We start from the raw sequence: 17,566 nt of genomic DNA, 5'->3' as shown, positions 1-17,566 counted from the left end.
TCAAACGCCAGGGGTCACACCCTGGCGTTCTTGTTTAACCAGCCGCAACCAATGCTCGATGCGCAGCAAGGCATGATTCGCACTTTGCTGGCGGATTTCATCCCGCGTGCCATCGAAAACAATCGTTTCCGTATAGACGACCAAAGGATCAAATTTATCCTGTGGCTTGAACAGCCAGGCAAAACATTGCGTGCCGGCCGGAATCTGCGGCTCCGCAATATCGTCAGCCACCCCCGTATTGGCAATGATCAAATTGGCCGGGGTCAATTCTGCGGCTCCTTTGGCCATGGCCCGCGCCACTGCCTCACTGCACAGATTGTTTTCCGCCAACACCCGCTGATCGACGCCCAGGCAGCGATACTTGGCCTGCGGAGAATACGTCACAAAAGCACAATCCAATACAGCTGCCGCCCCCGCTTGGTCAGCCAGCGTGGACGCAATCAACCCTGCCGTGCAGGATTCTGCGGTTGCCAGCGTCAGCTGGGCCTCGCTCATGGTTTTAACCAAGCGTGCAAGATCTACATCGTTCATGGCATACCCTCCTTATTGCTGAAACAAGGACGGTTTATTCAACCATAAAGTAAAAAAGCAGGAAACCAGCTCCTGCTTTCTGCTCACCATCTGGAACATGCGCTTACGCTACCCCGCCCAGGCCCTTGATCAATCCCCGAACAGGCTGGACATATCCGTTGCTTCCAGCCCCAAATTGCCGGCCAGCGCGTCAAAACAACGCAAAGCCGCTTCTATATCTGCGTCCGCAATCCCTTCAAACAGGGGAGCACGGGATTGGCGCAGCAATTCCAGCAGGCGTTCGTGAAAGTCCCGCCCTTTTTCAGTCAGACACAACAGGCGAGCGCGCTTGTCCTGCTCGTCGGGCACACGCTCCAGCAAACCGCCGGACTCCAACTGGTCGATCAGGCGCACCAGGGTGGGGCCTTCCAGACGCATCATGCGTGCCAACTGCCCTTGCCGTATGGGTTCTCCCAACTGGGCCAGATAGCGAATCGGCAGGATGGTGGCCTCGGACACGCCATAACGCACCAGCGTCTGATCCAGTTCACGACGATACAGGCGCGCCAGCACAATCATGGACAGGCCAAATCGTTCATAAAGTTGGTGATTCATCAGGAAGTCTCCACAGCGCGCGGCGTAGCATCAGGCGGGTAAGCATAAACCAGAACCGCTTGCGCCCCTTGCAAGGACTGCGCCACATCCATGATCGCCTGCCTCAATACCATGTCGGTACAGGATTGGCTGAGACGCAGCAATTGCTGGGCCAACTCCACGGGCTGATGCTCAAACCCTTCCAGCAACTCACAGACCAGCTCCACACAAGCTTGCTGCTCCGTTCCGCGTTTGGCCAGCCGCTTCAGCGCGACCACGCCATGGCCCAGGTTGATCAAGGACAGCAAACCATGAGGGGTCTGCTCGCCCATCCAGTGCCAGAGACGCACCCATTGACGCGCTACCCGCGCACGCCAGACCCGGAACAGGCGTGGGCGCGAACGCTTGATCAAGGGATACAGTTCGCGCACCACACGTCTGACCAAGGCTTGGCCACGAGGATGAGTACGGCGAGGCAAAAGAAAGAAAGCACTGCACACGACCGCGGAGCCCGCCAGCAAAGGCAAGGACTCCTTCAAGATGATGGGCCAAGTAACCGCCGCCATCCCGGCCTGACTGGCCAGCTGGAAACACATATTCGCGTCCAATGCCCAGGTCGAAGTAGGACGGTTGGCACGTAACAAACCGCCGATCACCAAAAAAGGAAGCACGGACAGAATGACCTGCCAGTCCGCAACCAGGTGTACCTGGACGAAATAGCGATAAAAGCTGGCTACCAGCACGCCCACGGCAATCCCGGTAAACATGGTTCGGCTCATCAGTTGCGGACGCGGCATGGAGCCCAAAATAATGGAGAACGTACACACCCCAATCGCCATCAACTCCAGCGCGGGGCTGGCCAAAGCGTAAGCGATACCACCTGCAGTGAAAGCAGCCAGGCCACTGACCAGGCCTGTGCGGATTGCCAAGGGCCAATCCACCGAAACAGCAGGCGTCGTCAGAAAACGGTGCCGTCTGGGCTGCACCCGTTCAGCGAACAACCCATGCTCCGCCCTTTGTATTTGACCCATTGCACGGCGCAAGCGCGCCAGACTGATCTGCCCCTCTTGCCGCAAGGCTGTCTTGCCCAGCACCCGCAAACTCAGACCGTCCTGCAAGCGTTGTGCCTGTTCCTGCAAGTCGCGTGCATAATCCGCGGCAGGCGAGAGGCCCTGCTCCCTTTGCTGGACAATCAGCGCGCTGGCGGCCAAAAGCTCAATCACGGCGTACAGAAACGCATCCACATAAGGCAGGCGTCGATAAGCATCCAGAGAGCCTGCCGCCAGAATACGGGCTTGGGCATCCAGATCTACAATCTCCTGGCGGACACGGCTCCACGAGCTCTGATCCGGCTGCTGATAAGACGGCCCCAAAGCATGAGCAGCGATGCGCAAGGCATCCGCCGCCAGGACACGTACGCGCTCGTAATACGTTTTGCGCTGACTGCGCGGCGTTGTCCGCGAGCACAGCAAGGTGGTGACCACGACCCCGATCAGCGTGCACTCCACTCGCGACAAGGCCAAATCCAGTGACGCATCCGGAGCCAGCACCGAGGGCAAGACCACCACGCCGATCGTGATCCCCGCCAGCATGGGCAAGTAAGAAAAAGCGCCCCGAAACACATGGGTCAAGGCCGAGGCCACCCCCACTACCAGGGCCATCCCCAGCAATTGCAGATAAGGATTGGGCAAGTGCAGGAACGCCAATCCCAAACCGGCCCCCACCAACGTTCCCAAAATCCGCCACAAAGCCCGCTCGTACACCAGCCCCCGATACGCTTGCGACAGCACCCACACCGGCATGGCAGCCCAAAACGGGTTATCAACGGAAAGCAGAACAGCGATGGTGAACGACAGCCACGCTGCCAAGGCCAAATTCAGGCCATGCACAAGCGCAGGTCGATCCAGCTGGATCCAGGAAAGAGAGGGAAACATAAAAGACAGGGGACAGAACAAAGGCTAAAGCATGATTATATAGATAGCTTACCTACCTATTCAATTAAAACTCGCTGAATATCGTGTTTATGGCAGCTCCGGCCCTGCCCGCCAGACATAAGCTTCAAGGCAGAACACCCTGTTTCATGCTGCACCGCAACAGCCTCCCTGGTTTCCATCAAGCCTTTCAAAACTAAACAATTTGCGCCCTACCCCGCCCTTTTTTAGCCACTCCATGGTTGTTTGTTAGTTTTCATAAACTATCGCCATCCAGGCATGGTCAAACCGTACGGGAGCGTTCTATGATGTTGGCAGCCTGACCGGCAGGTACCCGAAATCCTGCCCGTCACCCCGTTTTCTTGGCAGGAGTCTTTATGCAAAAGTGGCTGACACGCTACACCGCCTTCTACATCATCATTGGCCTGACCGCCTTTTTCTTGCTGCTTTCCTTGTTCAGAAGCGCAAGCTGGCTATGGCTGGCGATACCAGGGCTGGCCCTGTGCATTCAGGGCTTGGTGGACATCACTCAAACTCGTCACGCCATTCGTCGTAACTATCCGGTTATCGGTAATCTGCGCTTTATCTTTGAAGCCATACGCCCTGAGATTCGCCAGTACTTTCTGGAAGGCGATGAGCAGCAACTGCCTTTTTCGCGGGCGGACCGCTCCCTGGTGTACCAGCGCGCCAAACAGCAGGTCGACAAGCAGCCTTTTGGTACTCACCAGGAGGTCTACAACAATGGGTACGAGTGGATCAACCACTCCATGACGCCCAAGCACATCAAGGACTCACAGTTCCGTATCAAGGTGGGTGGGCCGGACTGTACCCAGCCCTATTCGCTGTCGGTGCTGAATATTTCGGCCATGAGTTTTGGGGCGCTGTCGGCCAATGCCATCCTGGCCCTGAACAAGGGTGCCAAGATGGGCAATTTTGCGCATGACACGGGCGAAGGCGGCATCAGCACCTATCACCTGCGTCATGGCGGTGATCTGATCTGGAATATTGGCTCGGGCTACTTTGGTTGCCGCGATGAACAAGGCAACTTCTCGCCCGAACGCTTTGCCGAACGTGCCACTCAGGATCACGTCAAGATGATTGAAATCAAGCTGTCGCAAGGGGCCAAACCTGGCCACGGCGGCATCTTGCCCGGCACCAAGGTCTCGCCTGAAATTGCCCTGGCACGCGGTGTGCCGGAAGGCGTTGACTGTAACTCGCCACCCAGCCACAGCGCTTTCCATTCTCCGGTGGAGCTGCTGGAATTCGTGGCCAAGCTGCGTACCTTGTCCGGTGGCAAGCCCGTGGGTTTCAAACTCTGTATCGGGCACCCCTGGGAATGGTTTGCCATTGCCAAAGCCATGCTGAAAACAGGTATCACACCGGACTTTATTGTGGTCGATGGTGCTGAAGGCGGTACCGGTGCCTCCCCCGTGGAGTTCATTGACCACGTCGGCACCCCCTTGCGCGAGGCTCTGCGCCTGGTTCATAACACGCTGGTGGGTATCGGTTTGCGCGAACAAATCCGCCTGGGTGCCTCGGGCAAGATCATCAGCGCCTTTGATATGGCCCGCATCATGGCCCTGGGTGCTGACTGGTGCAATAGCGCGCGTGGTTTCATGTTTGCCGTGGGTTGCATTCAGGCGCAGGCCTGTCATACCGACAAGTGCCCCACTGGCGTGGCGACACAAGATCCGCAGCGTCAAAAAGCCCTGGTGGTTGATGACAAATCCCTGCGCGTGGCCAGCTTCCATGGCAATACGCTCAAAGCCCTGGCTGAACTATTGGGTGCGGCGGGCCTGGAACATCCGGACCAGTTACGTCCCCACCATATTGCCCGCCGTATCAGCAACGGCGAAGTGCGCGTGATGTCGGCTCTGTTCCCGGATCTGAAAAAAGGCGAACTCTTGCGCGGCCACTATCGTCAAACGATTTTCCGTGTGGGCTGGCCTATGGCTAACCCCGACTCCTTTGAACCGGCCTATAGCCTGAGCAAAGCCTTGTCGTACTTGAATGATGAAGCTGATCCTGAAGAAATCATGAAAAAACAGGATGCAGCTGACAGCGCAGGCCAAGCTCTGGCTTAACGCTGCAAGCGGCAGTCTCCCTAGTGGGACTGCCGCCGGGTCCCTACCCCCGCATCCACTTCCCCGTAAACTTCAACGCCCGACGGTCGACTCCAGCTGCTGTCTGCAGAGCGATCCGGTGTTGAACACGCCGCCAGCCCCAGCACCATGACCAAGGCGCTCAGCACCCCATAAATCTGTCGCATATCAAGCTCCTTGATGATAGGCGTCTACTGTGCCACAGAATCTGGGCAAACTGATTTCCATCTGTACTAGAATGCTCTGATCATGATCAGGCACTGCGCATTCCCCACCTCAGGTACTCGCAGCCGGTTTTTACTGGTGCTGGCAATCTGCGCCCTGCTTTTGCGTGGTCTGATCCCCAACGGCTACATGCCCAGCGCCGACCCGGCCAATGCAGCCGCGCTCAGCCTGTGCGTTCAGGGCGACCCTTTCCTGGCGCAATGGAGCAGCCAGCTACCTGGCGGCCCGAAGCACGACGAACAACACAGCCTGCATGCGGCCTGTCTGTTCGCCCAGGCCCAGGCGCAAAAAGCCTTGAATGATGATCCCAGCCCTGCCTGGAATCTGACACCTACACCACGACATACCTGGGACACTGCCCAACAGGCGGCGGTTCCCGTTCTTCCCCTGACGGGCCCGCCCCTGAGTGCGCGCGGTCCCCCCTCCACGCTCGTTTCCTGACCAGCCTCGGCTGCCCGGCGCAGCCATCTTATGTTGTCAATTAGCGGGATATTTCTATGAACGCCTCCTTCTCACGCCGCCAGCTCCTGCTTGCCATGCTGGCGACTCCTCTGGTCCTGAGCGCCTGCGGCGACAAGGCCCCCAAGCAGCCCGCCTTTCGCAATCTGGAAGGTGTAGACATGAGCAGTGCCGACTTTGCCAAGGATTTCAGCTTGCTGGATACCGAAGGCCAACGTCGCACCATGGCCGACTATCGCGGCAAGATCGTGCTGATCTTCTTTGGTTTTACCCAATGCCCCGACGTCTGCCCGACAGCCCTGACTCGTGCCGTCGACATCAAGGAACAGTTGGGCGAGGATGGCGACAAGCTGCAAGTCTTGTTTATCTCCATTGACCCGGAGCGCGACACGCCCGAACTGCTGCGGGCCTACATGCAGGCTTTCGACCCCAGTTTCGTGGCCCTGCGCCCCACCGAGGAAGAGCTGGCCAAAACCGCCAGCGACTTCAAAGTCTTCTATCAAAAGGTTCCTACCGGCTCCAGCTACACCATGGACCACAGCGCCTTGACCTATGTGTATGACACACAAGGCAAGTTGCAGATCGCCCTGCGTCATACGCAAACGGCTGAAGAAGCCGTGGCTGATATCCGCCAGGTACTGGCTCTGAGCAAGTGAACCCCAACAGGATTACCAACATGAAACGTACTATTGCTCGCTCTCTTTTTTCCCTGGCCGCCTTGCTGAGCCTGCCCACCCTGGCCCAGGCCGAAGTCACCGTGACCGATCCCTGGGTTCGCGCCACGGTTCCCGGCCAGCAAGCCACCGGCGCCTTCATGGTGCTGCAATCCACCGACAACGCCCAATTGCTGGGCGCCAGCAGCAGCTTGAGCAAACAGGTAGAGGTACACGAAATGGCGATGGAAAACGAAGTCATGCGCATGCGCCAGGTTGAAAAAATCGACCTGCCCGCTGGCAAGGCTGTGGAACTGAAACCCGGCGGCTACCACATCATGCTGCTGGGTCTGGACAAACAGGTTGAGGCGGGCAGTTCCGTGGATCTCACCCTGGAAATCCAGAATGCCGCCGGTCAAAAGGAAGAGCTGAAAATCAGCGCTCCAGTCCGTGCCTTGAACACCAAGGCTGGCCAGGGTCACCAGGGCGCACACGGCCACTAAGGCCCTGTTCCCACCCCTTCAAACCGCCTGTTTTACCGGTTTGAAGGGCTTTGTTTCAGACTTCCGGGTTTTCCATAATTGGCTGGTTTTGATTAGCTAACGTACATTGAAACCACTGACATAGTGTCAGTAAGCTGTCTGAAACACAGCTTTCCCAAACTGTCATCATGACAGTTCACCGCCGCCAGAGCGGCCCATAGGCCCTACCGCAACGGTAGGGCCTTCGTGTTTCTGCAGCAGGCTCTTTGCATATCACTAGGCCCTTGCCCGGGTCTGGAGTAAAGTTAAGACCGTAGCGTCGGTTTAACCTTGCAAGGAGTACATAGATGGCTCTAAGTCCACATGACAACAATCGCTCTGAGTTGCTACGTCAACTGCCCTTGAAACCAGGATGGTTTATTGGTTTGGGCATCGCCCTGATTATTCTGGGTCTGATCGCCTTGATCTACGTGGTTGGCGCCACGGTTGCCAGCGTGGTGTACGTCGGCATCCTGATGACCATAGGCGGCGTGCTGCATCTGGCTCATGCATGGAGTTCCAAAGGCTGGCGCGGCTTTCTGTTCTGGAGCTTGAGCGGCATTTTGTACTTGTTCGCCGGTTTGATTGCCATCAGCAACCCCTTGGTAGGTGCCACCGTCCTGACCCTGATTTTTGGCGCCTTCCTGATTGCTTCCGGCGCATTCCGACTCTGGATCTGGTTTCAGAACCGGGCCCAGGCAGGTGGCGGCTGGATGGCCTTTTCCGGCCTGATTACACTGGCAGCCGGTTTGATCATTGCCGCAGGCTGGCCCGGCAATAGTGTATGGATTCTGGGCCTGATACTGGGTATTGATTTGCTGACCCAAGGTTGGGCCAGCTTGTTGATTGGTATGGCAATCAAGCGCAATCAGAACTAAACCATCGGCCAGGATCAAACCCCTGCGTCGGGATTGATCTCCGCTGACTTAATCACTGCAAATCACTCCGAAAAAATGCCCGACCAGAAGCAGATTCTGGTCGGGCATTTTGCTATCTTGATCTCCCGCCTCGGACTGTAGGCCTGCCACCAAGCTGCCAAGCCTGCAACTCAAGCGGTACAGAGCAAGCCCCACAATTGACTATCAGGCTTCCAGCGCTGGCAGAGCGGCATCCCTTCCCCGCAGCCAGGGCTGACGCGTATGGGCCAGCATCTGCGCATCACCGGGGCTATCACCATAGGCCATATCCAGCTCCACGGGTTTATCTCCCAGCCACGCCTGCAAGCGATTCACCTTCTCCTGCCCCCAGCAATTGGCGCTGGCCATGCCCACACAACCTTGTTGATCATCAAAGGCCAACTCTGTCGCCAGCACCTGAGCCATTCCCTGTGCTTGCCCCCAGGGCTGTAAATAAATGGACGGCGAGGCACTGACCAGCACCACCGTATCTCCCCGCTCTCGATGGGCACGGACTCGCTCCATCATTTCCGGGCGGACAATCTGCGGCACATAGTCCCGCACGTAAGTGGCGGCTAAAGCCTGAACCTGCTCCCGGCTCAAACCACCCAAGGCACTGCGTAGAAAACGGTGCTTGATCGCCTGACGACGCTGCGGACCGCGATCCCAGACCAGGACGCGAGGCACGCAAGCTAAATAGGCACGAATACAGACTGGCCAGCCTCGCATGCGACGTATAAAGTCCTGCAAGCTGTCCCGGTCTGTAATCGTGCCATCAAAATCAAATGCGACCAGCACAGGTACCCCTTTGGTTTTCAGAAAAAGGGCTAGTGTAAAGGGGAACACCAGCCCTTCCCAAGCCCTGCTTTATAAGGCCCAGCCACCCAGGTAGAAAACAACCAAGGCAATGGCAATCAGAACCGTGCCCACATTCAGACGACGCAGTTCACCCGAGAACAGGCGACCCAGCACCAGCGTGCAAAAGCCCAGCATGATGCCTGTGACGATATTGACGGTCAGCACGATAAACACGGCGCACACCAGACCCGCCATGGTGTCGACCGTATCTTCGGTATTCAGATGACGCACGCCGCCCAGCATCAGCAAGCCCACATACATCAAGGCAGGCGCAGTCGCATAGGAAGGCACCAGACCGGCCAAAGGCGACAAGAAGATCAGCATCAGGAAACCCAGGCCAACCACCACCGCGGTCAGACCGGTACGTCCCCCGGCGGCTGTGCCGGCAGCTGATTCAATATAGGCGGCGGCAGGCGAAGCCCCCAAGCTGGCTGACACCAAAGAGCTGAGCGAGTCCGTCGTCAGGGCGCGACTGCCATTGATGATCTGGCCATCCTTGTCCAATTGCCCGGCATTGCCCGCGACCGCACGAATCGTGCCGGTCGCATCAAACACGGCCGTCATCACCAGAGCCAGCACACTGGGCAGGACGACCGCATTCAAGGCCCCGCCTATGTCCATGGCACCGATCAAGGAGTTCTCGCCCAGCAGGCTAGGCATGGCAAACAGGCCAGTAAAACGCACATTGGGATCGAAGATCAGGCCTACCGCCGACAGACCCAAGATCACCAGCAAGATACCGCCCGTGACACGACGGCGCTCCAGGCCAAAAATCGCTGCCAGACCCAGCACACTCAGCCAGACCGGCATGGACGTGACGTCCCCCAGGGCAACCGGCAGACCTGCGCCCGTATTACGGGTCACCAGACCTACCTCGTTGGAGGCGATCATCAGCAAGAACAGGCCAATTCCGATACCCGTGCCATGCGCGATGCCCAGGGGCAAATTGCGCAGAATCCAGGTACGAATCCCAGTGGCGGAAATCAGGGTAAAGATCAGGCCCATCAGGAACACGGCACCCAGGGCGACGGCCGGGCTAAGTTGCTGGCCCAGCACCAAGTCAAAAGCCAAGAACGCAGTCAAGGACAAGGCACAGCCCACCGCAATGGGCAGATTCGCCCACAGCCCCATCAGCAGGGAGCCAAAAGCACTGGTCAGACACACGGCCACAAAGACCGACGAGGTATCAAAGCCCGCCTTGCCCAGCATGGACGGTACGACAAATACGGAATAAACCATTGCCAGAAATGTCGTCAGCCCTGCCAAGACCTCCTGACGCAGAGAACTGCCGCGCTCTGTATAGGCAAAATGTTTCTGCAACCAACCGCCAGCAAGCGGAGGGACCAGGGCCTCCTGCCCTGGCCGCAATGCGGATTCTTGCTCAGCCATACTTCATGCTCCTTTATCAGTATTGTGATGTCTGAAACGGTACGTTGCCGTCATCAGGAATCAGTAATGGACAGTTCCAGCCCCAAAGGGGGCAAGAGACTTCTCACACGCTGAATCAAAGAAAACGCCGAGCAAAGACGAGTCCTGCCCTGCCCGCAACAAGGTGCAGACATAGGCAGAAAGAAGTAGGTATGCGGGGGTGTCTCCGACCGAACCGAGGCCTTTGCGGCGCTTCTTTTGATCCCGATAATGGGAAGTGAGGGCCATTCTACGAGCCGTCAAGGACGGGAAAATCACCTCTAGGTAATGAGGGTTATCAATCGCTTCGGTGGCGAGATACAGGCATATAGGCTTGGCCGATGAACTGCTGGCGCAACTGCTGCCATTGACGTTGCATATCCTGGGCCTGCTGCTGGTCGGGTCGCAAACGCTCTGGTTCCAAGTGCATCAGAGCCAATCCATATTTGGCCGCCGACAGCTCCTGCGCGACGCTGGCTGACTGCTGCACCGCCTGGGCGGGACGTTCCTGCCATAAGCTGCCCAAGCCGCTCAAACTGTCAGAAGCCTTGGCCAAACGCTGACGTACCGAACCTGCAATACTGACAGGCCAGATCTGGGTAAACATCACGTACATCACCGCATTGCCCAGCAAAATACCGATCACCCGATCACGGGCTGAATCCAGATCAAAGCTGGGACCAAAGCCCTGCAAGGTCACCAGATAAAAGGCAAAGGCAATTTGAATGCCGGCATACGAGATACGTTCCGGGCCATAAAATACCCAGGCCCCTAACAGGGACACCAGAAATACCACGACCATCAAGCCGCCAATATCCAGCAGATGCGGCATCACAAACAAGATGGTGATAAAGCCCAGTGCCGCCCCCAGCAAACAGCCCACAATCCGCAAGGTCAGCTTGTGTACGGTTTCCCCGGTAGAGCCCAAAGCGGCCACGTAGCAGGTAATCATGGCGGTATGAATGCCCTGCCAGTCTGCCGCGCTATAGATCAGATAACAAAGCACCGCTGCTGCCGTCGCCTTCAAGGCATGGTGCTGATAAACAGGATTACTAAAGGCGTCGGGCACCATGAAGGAGCCATGTTCCGGATCCGCTTTGCCAATAGACACTGCCCCCGACAAGGCCAGCAAGGCATCGCGCAAATCTTGTTCGGCCAAAGAACTGGAGGCTGACAGCTCGGGCAGATCATTCATCTGCGGCAAACGCCCTTGTTCAATATCCTGTGCGCTGCGTTCACAAATCTGGGCAAATGCTGTGGCCTGCTCATTGTCCAGATGCTGATCGCGCAAGACGGCAACCGCCAGCAAGGCTCGGTAGGTATTCAAGATGGTCTGATCCAGTTCTGCCTGCTCTTGTGCAGGCCGCAAATGAAACAGCCGTATCCAGCCCAGTCGCTTCTGTTGTGCACTGACTCCCAAAGCCAGTTCGTCCCACAAATCCTGCGTATCTGCCTGCCCCATCAAGCCCTGGGCCGACAAACGCAAACGCGCTGCCAGCTCACGGCGCAACACCTTGTGCGGGTACAAACCAAAACAGAGATTGAAGATCAGCACCAGGCCCATGGGGGCGCAGGTCATCAACCAGGCATAAAGCACGGCACGGGTAGCAATCTCGCCAAAGGGCACATAGCCCAACAAGGTCAGCACAAAGGCGATGACCAAGGCAATAATCCCGCCCAAAGGCCCCAGCTTGCTGGCTACCCCGAGAAACAACAGCACAAAGGAGGTCAGCACCATGGCCAGCAAACGCCAGGCCGGATACTGAATCGTGACCTGAATCAGTGGCACCATCAGCAGCACCACAATGGACACCAGCACCACCAGAGCCAGCGCCAGTACCGAGCTCTCGCCGGCATCGGACTTCATCACAAAGAAGATCACAAAGCAGCTGACGGCAGACTCGGGAATACCGTAGTTCATGGCCAGCAGCACCATCAAGGCGCACAGCACCGCCACGCGCCAGCTTTGCGCCAGACGACCGGGGGTGGGCTGCAAGTCTTGCCAGACCAGCCGCGCCAGACCCGACACGCCGGTCTTAGCAGTTGCCATCGCGATGAATAATGGTGGTGGCCGAGGCACCCATGCGCATCAAGTCCTCGGGCGGGGCATCCAGACGGATACGCACCGGAAAGCGTTGCGCTACCCGTACCCAATTCATGGATTTCTGAATATAGGGCAGGCTGCGCGGCAGATTGATCTGCTCCTGACTACTGACGCCCCAACCAATTTCCTCTACCTTGCCCGAGAGCTTGCGCGACGGATCGGACATCACATACACCGTGGCGCAGGCCCCTGGCTTGATCTCCTTCAGATCCGTTTCACGGTACATGCCCGTGACATACCAGGAATCCGTATCCAGCAAGGTAAAGACAGAAGTGCCGGGCATCAGATGTTCCCCCGAGCCGATACGCAAACCCACGATACGACCGTTGTGCGGTGCCTTGACCTGAGTATGTTCCAGGTCACGCTGGGCCATCGCCAAACCTGCCTGTCGCGCTTGCACCATGGCTTCTTCTGCCTGCGTATTGCCGACCAGAGCCTGAGCAGCCCCGGATTGCTCTGTTGCCTGTTTCAAGGTGACTTGAGCATCACGCAGCAAGGTATTGGCTTCATCCAATTGCTGTTGGGAGACATAGCCCTTGGCCGCCAGATTCGCCAAGCGACGCTGGCTTTGCGTGGCCATCGTCAAATTGGTTTTAGCGCGGGTAATCTGATCATCGGCAATGACGGCGTTATGCCCTTCTGCGCGCACAGCCCGTTGTTTCATGTCCAGCGTAGCCTGAGCCAGCGCCAGTTCAGCCTGGGCCTGTTCCAGACGCAGCTGATAAAACACCGGGTCTACGGTAAAGAGCAGTTCATCGCGGCTGACGAACTGACCGTCACGTACCATCATGCGCTCAATATGCCCAGGCAAGGAGCTGGAGATGTGCACCACATCGGCACCGATCACCGCGTCTTCGGACAAAGGGTTGTTGGCAGAGCGCTGCAAATACCACCATGCCAAGACAATGGCGGCGACAACAATCAGCACGCTCAGCAGGCGGGCAGCGCCTTTACGGGGGGAGGATTTCTGTGCCTGGGTCATGGCTCAGTCACTCGAAGAATAGAAGAAGTGCGGCAAAGGTCAGTGCCAGCGTCAAGCAGGCATAGACAGGCAAACGCATGGGCAGGGCATCATCCACTCCCGCACGAATCAGCCCCCAACGAATCAGTAAGGTCAGCAGCACGGCTCCCAGCACACACACCAGCCAGGCCGGGAAATACGAACCCGCCATATAGACCGAAGGTGCAAGAGAACATCCCCCCAACAAGGGCAAGACAGCCAGACCGGCTAGTAGCGCACGCATGCGTGGCATCTCCCTGATTATTGTTAAACCGATCTGCGCATGGCGCCCTGATCGCTGCGATGAATTGTACCCGAGCCTGTCAAATACATCCCTTATATCCCTACCTGATTAAGCAACTGTGTATCTATGATTTTCACGAGTATAGTGACAAGCATCTTTCTGATAGGGTCTCAATAACCTCGGTTATTTACACAGAGTTGCCATGGATGACGTAAACCTGACTTTAAGCATGCTGGCCGCCGTTCTAATCAGTAACAGCGTGGTCAAGATAATACCTGTTGCCATCCCTGCCCCTCTCGTACAGATTTTGCTCGGCTTTCTAATTGCCGGCTGGTTCAATCATGGGATGACCCTGAATCCGGATCTGTTCTTTTATCTGTTTCTGCCGCCCTTATTATTTCTGGATGGCTGGCGCATTTCCAAGGAAAGTTTAATTCGGGACCGAATTGGCATTCTGGTTCTGGCTTTTATTCTGGTCTTTTTAACGGTATTCGGATTAGGCCACGTGCTGCACTGGCTCATTCCTGCCATGCCTTTGCCAGTGGCCTTCGCCTTGGCCGCCATTGTCTCGCCAACTGACCCAGTTGCCGTCTCGGCTATTACCCGCCGCGTGCCTCTGCCGCCACGACTGCAGGCCTTGCTGGAGGGTGAATCCCTGTTCAATGATGCCAGCGGTCTGGTTGCGTTTCGACTTGCTGTAGCCCTGGCCCTGGGCGGCTCTTTTTCCATCTCGTCTGCCAGCCAGAACTTCCTGTGGTTAACGCTGGCCGGCCTGGTCGTGGGCGTAGTGACCACGCGTGCCCTGCTTTTTCTGCGTAATCTCTTTGTGCGCCGCTGGGGCGAAGAGCCGGGACCAGAAGTTCTGTTCAGCCTGCTTCTGCCTTTTGCGTCCTACTTCCTGGCCGAACAAATGGAGGCCTCTGGCATTCTGGCCGCTGTCGCGGCAGGCGTGACCATGAGCTACGCCGAGCTCTCGGGCAATGCGCTGGCGGCCACCCGTATGCAGCGCAAGACCGTCTGGGACACCTTGCAACTTAGTTTGAATGGCATGATGTTCGTCCTGCTGGGCGAGCAACTACCCGCTATCTTTCGCGGAGCGGTACAGGTTGTCCAGGAGACCGGCCACCACAATCCAGCCTGGCTGCTGGTTTACGCGGTCGCCATGTGTACCACCCTGATTTTGCTGCGTTTTCTATGCGTTTACGCTTACCTGTGGCTACGACGCGGCCTGTCCCTGCTGGGCTTGCATCATGATGCTGAGACCGCCCAAGCCAACCCGCGTCTGGTGCTGGTGCTGTCCATTGCCGGGGTACGGGGTGCCGTCACCCTGGCCGGTGTCATGACCTTGCCGCTCACTCTTGCCGATGGCAGTCCTTTTCCCGCCCGAGATCTGGCCATTTTCCTGGCCTCCGTCGTCATTATCGTGTCACTGCTGACGGCCAGCCTGGCCCTGCCACCCATCATGAAACGAGTCAGCTTCCCTGCCCTGCGTCGACGTCAGGAGCAGGAAGAACGGGCCGAGCAAGCCGTACGTCACGCCAGCGCCCAGTCGGTGGCGCAGACATTGAATGACTTGATTACTCACAATCCCCAGTCCTCAGGGGCGCGTTACACGGCCATGGCCGACCGCGTCCTGAGCACTATTGCTCACAGCCCTCAAGGCGACGGACTGGAGCCGGATCTGGCAGAACAAGCACTGGAAAAAGACATGCAAATCCGAGCCATCCACGCCGCGCGTGAGGCCGTTTACACTTTAGCTCGCACACACCAGATATCCGATGAAATCGCTCGCGAACGGGTCCGCCTGCTGGATCTGATCGAACTGCGTATGTCTTGAGTCCGCCTCCCTTTCATTTATCGTTGATTTTTTAGGACGCCATGCAGACTTACTCCTACCTGGGCCAGTCCCCTGCCCTGCGCCAACAACGCCAAGCCTATCGTCACGGCTTGCCAGCCTGTGTTTGCGCCCACCCCTCCATTCCCTTCATTCACAAGCGCTTGAGTGCATCAGCCAGCTTCGCCCCCAGCGCGGCCCCTGCAGGCCCGGCCTTCCAATCCAATAATGCCCTGGATCAGAAACCCATCGCCCTGGCTCCCAAACTGATCCTGAGCAATCTGCGCCTGTTTGATGGTGAAACAACAGAGCTGAAAAAAGGGCTGGCCGTCCAGATTGATCAGGGCCGCATCACTGCCGTCATGCCGGTTGCCGAGATTCCGGCCGACGCCACCGTCATGGACTGCCAGAACAAAGTCTTGATGCCTGGCCTGATCGACGCCCACTGGCATAGCCTCTTGTGCGCTGTCGACCAGATGACCGCCATGATGGCCGACCCGGCTGACCTGCATTTGATTGCCAGCAAAGAGGCCGAGCGCACCTTGCTGCGCGGCTTTACCACCGTGCGCGATGCCGGTGGCCCCAGCTTCTCCTTGAAACGCGGTATTGATATGGGCTTGCTGCATGGCCCGCGCATCTATCCTAGCGGCGCCATGATTGCGCAAACCGGCGGCCATGCAGACTTTCGTATGCGCTACGAAGTGCCACGCGCAGAAGGCGAGCTAAGCCACACCGAACGAGCAGGTGTAACCTGCATTGCCGATGGTGCCGACCAAGTCCTGCGTCGTGTTCGGGAGCAACTGATGCTGGGCGCCAGCCAGATCAAGCTGATGGCCGGGGGCGGTGTCACCTCCTTGTACGACCCACTGGAAGGACTGCAATTTAGTGATGCCGAACTGCGTGCCGCGGTGGGCGCCGCCAGCGACTGGGGCACCTACGTGATGGTGCACGTGTACTGCGCTCGTGGTATTCAGCGTGCGATCAAGGCTGGCGTGAAATCCATCGAACACGGCCAACTTGCCGACGACGAAACCGCCCGCATGATGGCTGGCGAAGGCGTGTGGTGGAGCCTGCAACCCTTTTTGGCCGATGAAGACGCCAACGTCCAGCACGATCCACGCAGCAAGGCCAAGCAACAACAAGTTGCCGTAGGAACCGTACGTGCCTACGAGCTGGCCGATAAATATCAGATCCAGACCGCCTGGGGCACGGACATTCTGTTCACCCCCGCCCATCTACCACACCATGGCCGCATGTTGTCCAAGCTGACCCGTTTTTACAGCCCGCTCAAGGTGCTGAAAATGGCGACCGGAGATAATGGCCGGCTGCTGCAACTGTCGGGCCTGCGCCAACCGTACGAAGGCGAGCTGGGCGTAATCCGAGCCGGTGCCCTGGCCGATCTGCTGTTGATTGATGGCGAACCCGAACAAAGCCTGAGCTTTCTGGAGCAGCCCGAACAGAACCTGCTCTTGGTCATCAAGGACGGCAAGATTTACAAGAACGCCCTGCCCGGCTGAAACCTCATCAAGGAGTTCCCATGCCCAACGAAGTGATGCAGTTATTCAAATTGCTTGGTCTGGGGCTGGCATTTTTGCTGCCCCTGGCCAATCCCTTGACCTCAATGGTGATGTACCTGTCATTGGGCGAAACCTTGAGCGCAGCAGAAAAGAAGCAGCAACTGCGTCAGGCGACGCTGTATGTCATTCTGGCCTTGCTGATTACCTACTACGCCGGTTTGTGGATTACTTCGGCACTGGGCATTTCCATGGTGGACATGCGTATCGGGGGCGGGCTGATTGTGGCGTATATCGGCTTTCGCATGCTGTTTCCTCCCACTGTCAGCGACGTGGTTTCCAAGGCAGCCGATCAGAACACCGCCGCCCACAACAATATCGCCTTCGTTCCACTGACCCTGCCCTCCACGGTCGGCCCCGGCACCATGGCACTGGTCATCAGTGCCTCCTCCAAAATGGCTGGCATGCGCGGACACTATGCAGAATGGGTGCTGGTGGCCACGCCCATCATTCTGGCCATCCTGATTGGTTTGATCTTTTTCATTTGCCTGCGCTCCTCGCTCAGCATCGTGCGTGTGCTCGGGCATAACGGCGTCGATGCCATTTCACGCATCATGGGGTTCTTGCTGGTCTGCATGGCCGTGCAACTCGTCCTTGAAGGCGGACAGCAGTATGCTGCTACGCTGCTGACTCATTCTGCTGCCTCCTGAGTTT

At 57.5% G+C, this 17,566-nt stretch carries 17 protein-coding genes; 8 read left to right on the top strand and 9 right to left on the bottom strand.

The genetic code is table 11. From position 1 onward, the window contains the following. From NBV64_RS07435 to NBV64_RS07425, 3 genes are all read right to left on the bottom strand, one after another. A complete protein-coding gene (locus NBV64_RS07435) occupies nucleotides 1-531 on the bottom strand; it encodes a CinA family protein (protein WP_250756994.1) in 531 nt (176 codons plus the stop codon). A 129-nt stretch (nucleotides 532-660) separates the two neighbouring features. Further along, nucleotides 661-1,125, bottom strand: a complete 465-nt coding sequence (locus NBV64_RS07430; RefSeq protein ID WP_250756993.1) for a MarR family winged helix-turn-helix transcriptional regulator — start codon at nucleotides 1,123-1,125, stop codon at nucleotides 661-663. Next, the gene (locus NBV64_RS07425; RefSeq protein WP_250756992.1) at nucleotides 1,125-3,038 is read right to left on the bottom strand and encodes an FUSC family protein; all 1,914 of its coding nucleotides are present in this window, start codon (nucleotides 3,036-3,038) and stop codon (nucleotides 1,125-1,127) included. Before NBV64_RS07425 ends, NBV64_RS07430 begins: the two co-directional genes overlap by 1 nt. Nucleotides 3,039-3,412: 374 nt before the next feature. Between NBV64_RS07425 and NBV64_RS07420 the strand changes: the two genes are divergently transcribed. Further along, entirely contained in the window at nucleotides 3,413-5,119 is a 1,707-nt protein-coding gene (locus NBV64_RS07420; protein WP_009460959.1) for an FMN-binding glutamate synthase family protein, read from the top strand. Between the two features lie 20 nt (nucleotides 5,120-5,139). Here NBV64_RS07420 and NBV64_RS07415 read toward each other — a convergent pair whose 3' ends face one another. Beyond that, nucleotides 5,140-5,304 carry a hypothetical protein gene (locus NBV64_RS07415; protein ID WP_155624338.1) on the bottom strand — a complete coding sequence of 55 codons (165 nt, stop codon included), beginning with the start codon at nucleotides 5,302-5,304 and terminating at the stop codon, nucleotides 5,140-5,142. Between the two features lie 82 nt (nucleotides 5,305-5,386). Between NBV64_RS07415 and NBV64_RS07410 the strand changes: the two genes are divergently transcribed. The 4 genes from NBV64_RS07410 (at nucleotide 5,387) to NBV64_RS07395 (ending at nucleotide 7,873) form a co-directional block, all read left to right on the top strand. Beyond that, nucleotides 5,387-5,803, top strand: a complete 417-nt coding sequence (locus NBV64_RS07410) for a hypothetical protein (RefSeq protein WP_021446777.1) — start codon at nucleotides 5,387-5,389, stop codon at nucleotides 5,801-5,803. Nucleotides 5,804-5,859: 56 nt separating this feature from the next. Then, nucleotides 5,860-6,477 carry an SCO family protein gene (locus NBV64_RS07405; RefSeq protein WP_009460963.1) on the top strand — a complete coding sequence of 206 codons (618 nt, stop codon included), beginning with the start codon at nucleotides 5,860-5,862 and terminating at the stop codon, nucleotides 6,475-6,477. A gap of 20 nt (nucleotides 6,478-6,497) precedes the next feature. After that, nucleotides 6,498-6,977, top strand: coding sequence for a copper chaperone PCu(A)C (locus NBV64_RS07400; RefSeq protein WP_021446778.1), 480 nt, complete (start codon nucleotides 6,498-6,500; stop codon nucleotides 6,975-6,977). Between the two features lie 326 nt (nucleotides 6,978-7,303). Continuing rightward, nucleotides 7,304-7,873, top strand: a complete 570-nt coding sequence (locus NBV64_RS07395) for an HdeD family acid-resistance protein (protein ID WP_009460967.1) — start codon at nucleotides 7,304-7,306, stop codon at nucleotides 7,871-7,873. Nucleotides 7,874-8,077: 204 nt separating this feature from the next. On the opposite strand, the gene NBV64_RS07390 is transcribed toward NBV64_RS07395, so the two are convergent. The 5 genes from NBV64_RS07390 to NBV64_RS07370 all read right to left on the bottom strand — a co-directional run bounded on the left by NBV64_RS07390 (nucleotide 8,078) and on the right by NBV64_RS07370 (nucleotide 13,504). Further along, a complete protein-coding gene (locus tag NBV64_RS07390; RefSeq protein ID WP_250756991.1) occupies nucleotides 8,078-8,689 on the bottom strand; it encodes an HAD-IB family hydrolase in 612 nt (203 codons plus the stop codon). A gap of 69 nt (nucleotides 8,690-8,758) precedes the next feature. Beyond that, nucleotides 8,759-10,138: an NCS2 family permease gene (locus tag NBV64_RS07385; RefSeq protein WP_021446779.1), complete on the bottom strand. Its 1,380-nt coding sequence runs from the start codon at nucleotides 10,136-10,138 to the stop codon at nucleotides 8,759-8,761. Nucleotides 10,139-10,454: 316 nt separating this feature from the next. Continuing rightward, entirely contained in the window at nucleotides 10,455-12,206 is a 1,752-nt protein-coding gene (locus NBV64_RS07380; RefSeq protein WP_021446780.1) for an FUSC family protein, read from the bottom strand. Beyond that, nucleotides 12,193-13,242, bottom strand: a complete 1,050-nt coding sequence (gene mdtN / locus NBV64_RS07375) for a multidrug transporter subunit MdtN (protein ID WP_021446781.1) — start codon at nucleotides 13,240-13,242, stop codon at nucleotides 12,193-12,195. Before mdtN ends, NBV64_RS07380 begins: the two co-directional genes overlap by 14 nt. Before the next feature lie 7 nt (nucleotides 13,243-13,249). After that, complete coding sequence (locus NBV64_RS07370; RefSeq protein WP_170978589.1) at nucleotides 13,250-13,504, bottom strand: YtcA family lipoprotein; 255 nt, start codon at nucleotides 13,502-13,504, stop codon at nucleotides 13,250-13,252. Nucleotides 13,505-13,706: 202 nt separating this feature from the next. On the opposite strand from NBV64_RS07370, the gene NBV64_RS07365 reads away from it, so the two are divergent. The 3 genes from NBV64_RS07365 to NBV64_RS07355 are packed head-to-tail and all read left to right on the top strand — an operon-like array spanning nucleotide 13,707 to nucleotide 17,562. After that, complete coding sequence (locus NBV64_RS07365) at nucleotides 13,707-15,341, top strand: Na+/H+ antiporter (protein ID WP_250756990.1); 1,635 nt, start codon at nucleotides 13,707-13,709, stop codon at nucleotides 15,339-15,341. 41 nt (nucleotides 15,342-15,382) lie between these two features. Beyond that, complete coding sequence (locus NBV64_RS07360) at nucleotides 15,383-16,855, top strand: metal-dependent hydrolase family protein (protein ID WP_250756989.1); 1,473 nt, start codon at nucleotides 15,383-15,385, stop codon at nucleotides 16,853-16,855. A gap of 20 nt (nucleotides 16,856-16,875) precedes the next feature. After that, complete coding sequence (locus NBV64_RS07355; protein ID WP_250756988.1) at nucleotides 16,876-17,562, top strand: MarC family NAAT transporter; 687 nt, start codon at nucleotides 16,876-16,878, stop codon at nucleotides 17,560-17,562. The last annotated feature ends 4 nt before the right edge of the window (nucleotides 17,563-17,566 follow it).

Source organism: Alcaligenes sp. DN25, from assembly GCF_023674485.1.
Lineage (GTDB): Bacteria > Pseudomonadota > Gammaproteobacteria > Burkholderiales > Burkholderiaceae_B > Alcaligenes > Alcaligenes phenolicus.
Note: the sequence above shows the minus strand (reverse complement) of the source record. Positions and strands in the feature narration are given on the sequence as shown.

Bases quoted from the DNA above. Each gene is read 5' to 3' on its own strand.
- NBV64_RS07435 (WP_250756994.1), bottom strand. From the start codon at position 531: ATGAACGATGTAGATCTTGCACGCTTGGTTAAAACCATGAGCGAGGCC.
- NBV64_RS07430 (WP_250756993.1), bottom strand. From the start codon at position 1,125: ATGAATCACCAACTTTATGAACGATTTGGCCTGTCCATGATTGTGCTG.
- NBV64_RS07425 (WP_250756992.1), bottom strand. From the start codon at position 3,038: ATGTTTCCCTCTCTTTCCTGGATCCAGCTGGATCGACCTGCGCTTGTG.
- NBV64_RS07420 (WP_009460959.1), top strand. From the start codon at position 3,413: ATGCAAAAGTGGCTGACACGCTACACCGCCTTCTACATCATCATTGGC.
- NBV64_RS07415 (WP_155624338.1), bottom strand. From the start codon at position 5,304: ATGCGACAGATTTATGGGGTGCTGAGCGCCTTGGTCATGGTGCTGGGG.
- NBV64_RS07410 (WP_021446777.1), top strand. From the start codon at position 5,387: ATGATCAGGCACTGCGCATTCCCCACCTCAGGTACTCGCAGCCGGTTT.
- NBV64_RS07405 (WP_009460963.1), top strand. From the start codon at position 5,860: ATGAACGCCTCCTTCTCACGCCGCCAGCTCCTGCTTGCCATGCTGGCG.
- NBV64_RS07400 (WP_021446778.1), top strand. From the start codon at position 6,498: ATGAAACGTACTATTGCTCGCTCTCTTTTTTCCCTGGCCGCCTTGCTG.
- NBV64_RS07395 (WP_009460967.1), top strand. From the start codon at position 7,304: ATGGCTCTAAGTCCACATGACAACAATCGCTCTGAGTTGCTACGTCAA.
- NBV64_RS07385 (WP_021446779.1), bottom strand. From the start codon at position 10,138: ATGGCTGAGCAAGAATCCGCATTGCGGCCAGGGCAGGAGGCCCTGGTC.
- NBV64_RS07380 (WP_021446780.1), bottom strand. From the start codon at position 12,206: ATGGCAACTGCTAAGACCGGCGTGTCGGGTCTGGCGCGGCTGGTCTGG.
- mdtN (WP_021446781.1), bottom strand. From the start codon at position 13,242: ATGACCCAGGCACAGAAATCCTCCCCCCGTAAAGGCGCTGCCCGCCTG.
- NBV64_RS07370 (WP_170978589.1), bottom strand. From the start codon at position 13,504: ATGCGTGCGCTACTAGCCGGTCTGGCTGTCTTGCCCTTGTTGGGGGGA.
- NBV64_RS07365 (WP_250756990.1), top strand. From the start codon at position 13,707: ATGGATGACGTAAACCTGACTTTAAGCATGCTGGCCGCCGTTCTAATC.
- NBV64_RS07360 (WP_250756989.1), top strand. From the start codon at position 15,383: ATGCAGACTTACTCCTACCTGGGCCAGTCCCCTGCCCTGCGCCAACAA.
- NBV64_RS07355 (WP_250756988.1), top strand. From the start codon at position 16,876: ATGCCCAACGAAGTGATGCAGTTATTCAAATTGCTTGGTCTGGGGCTG.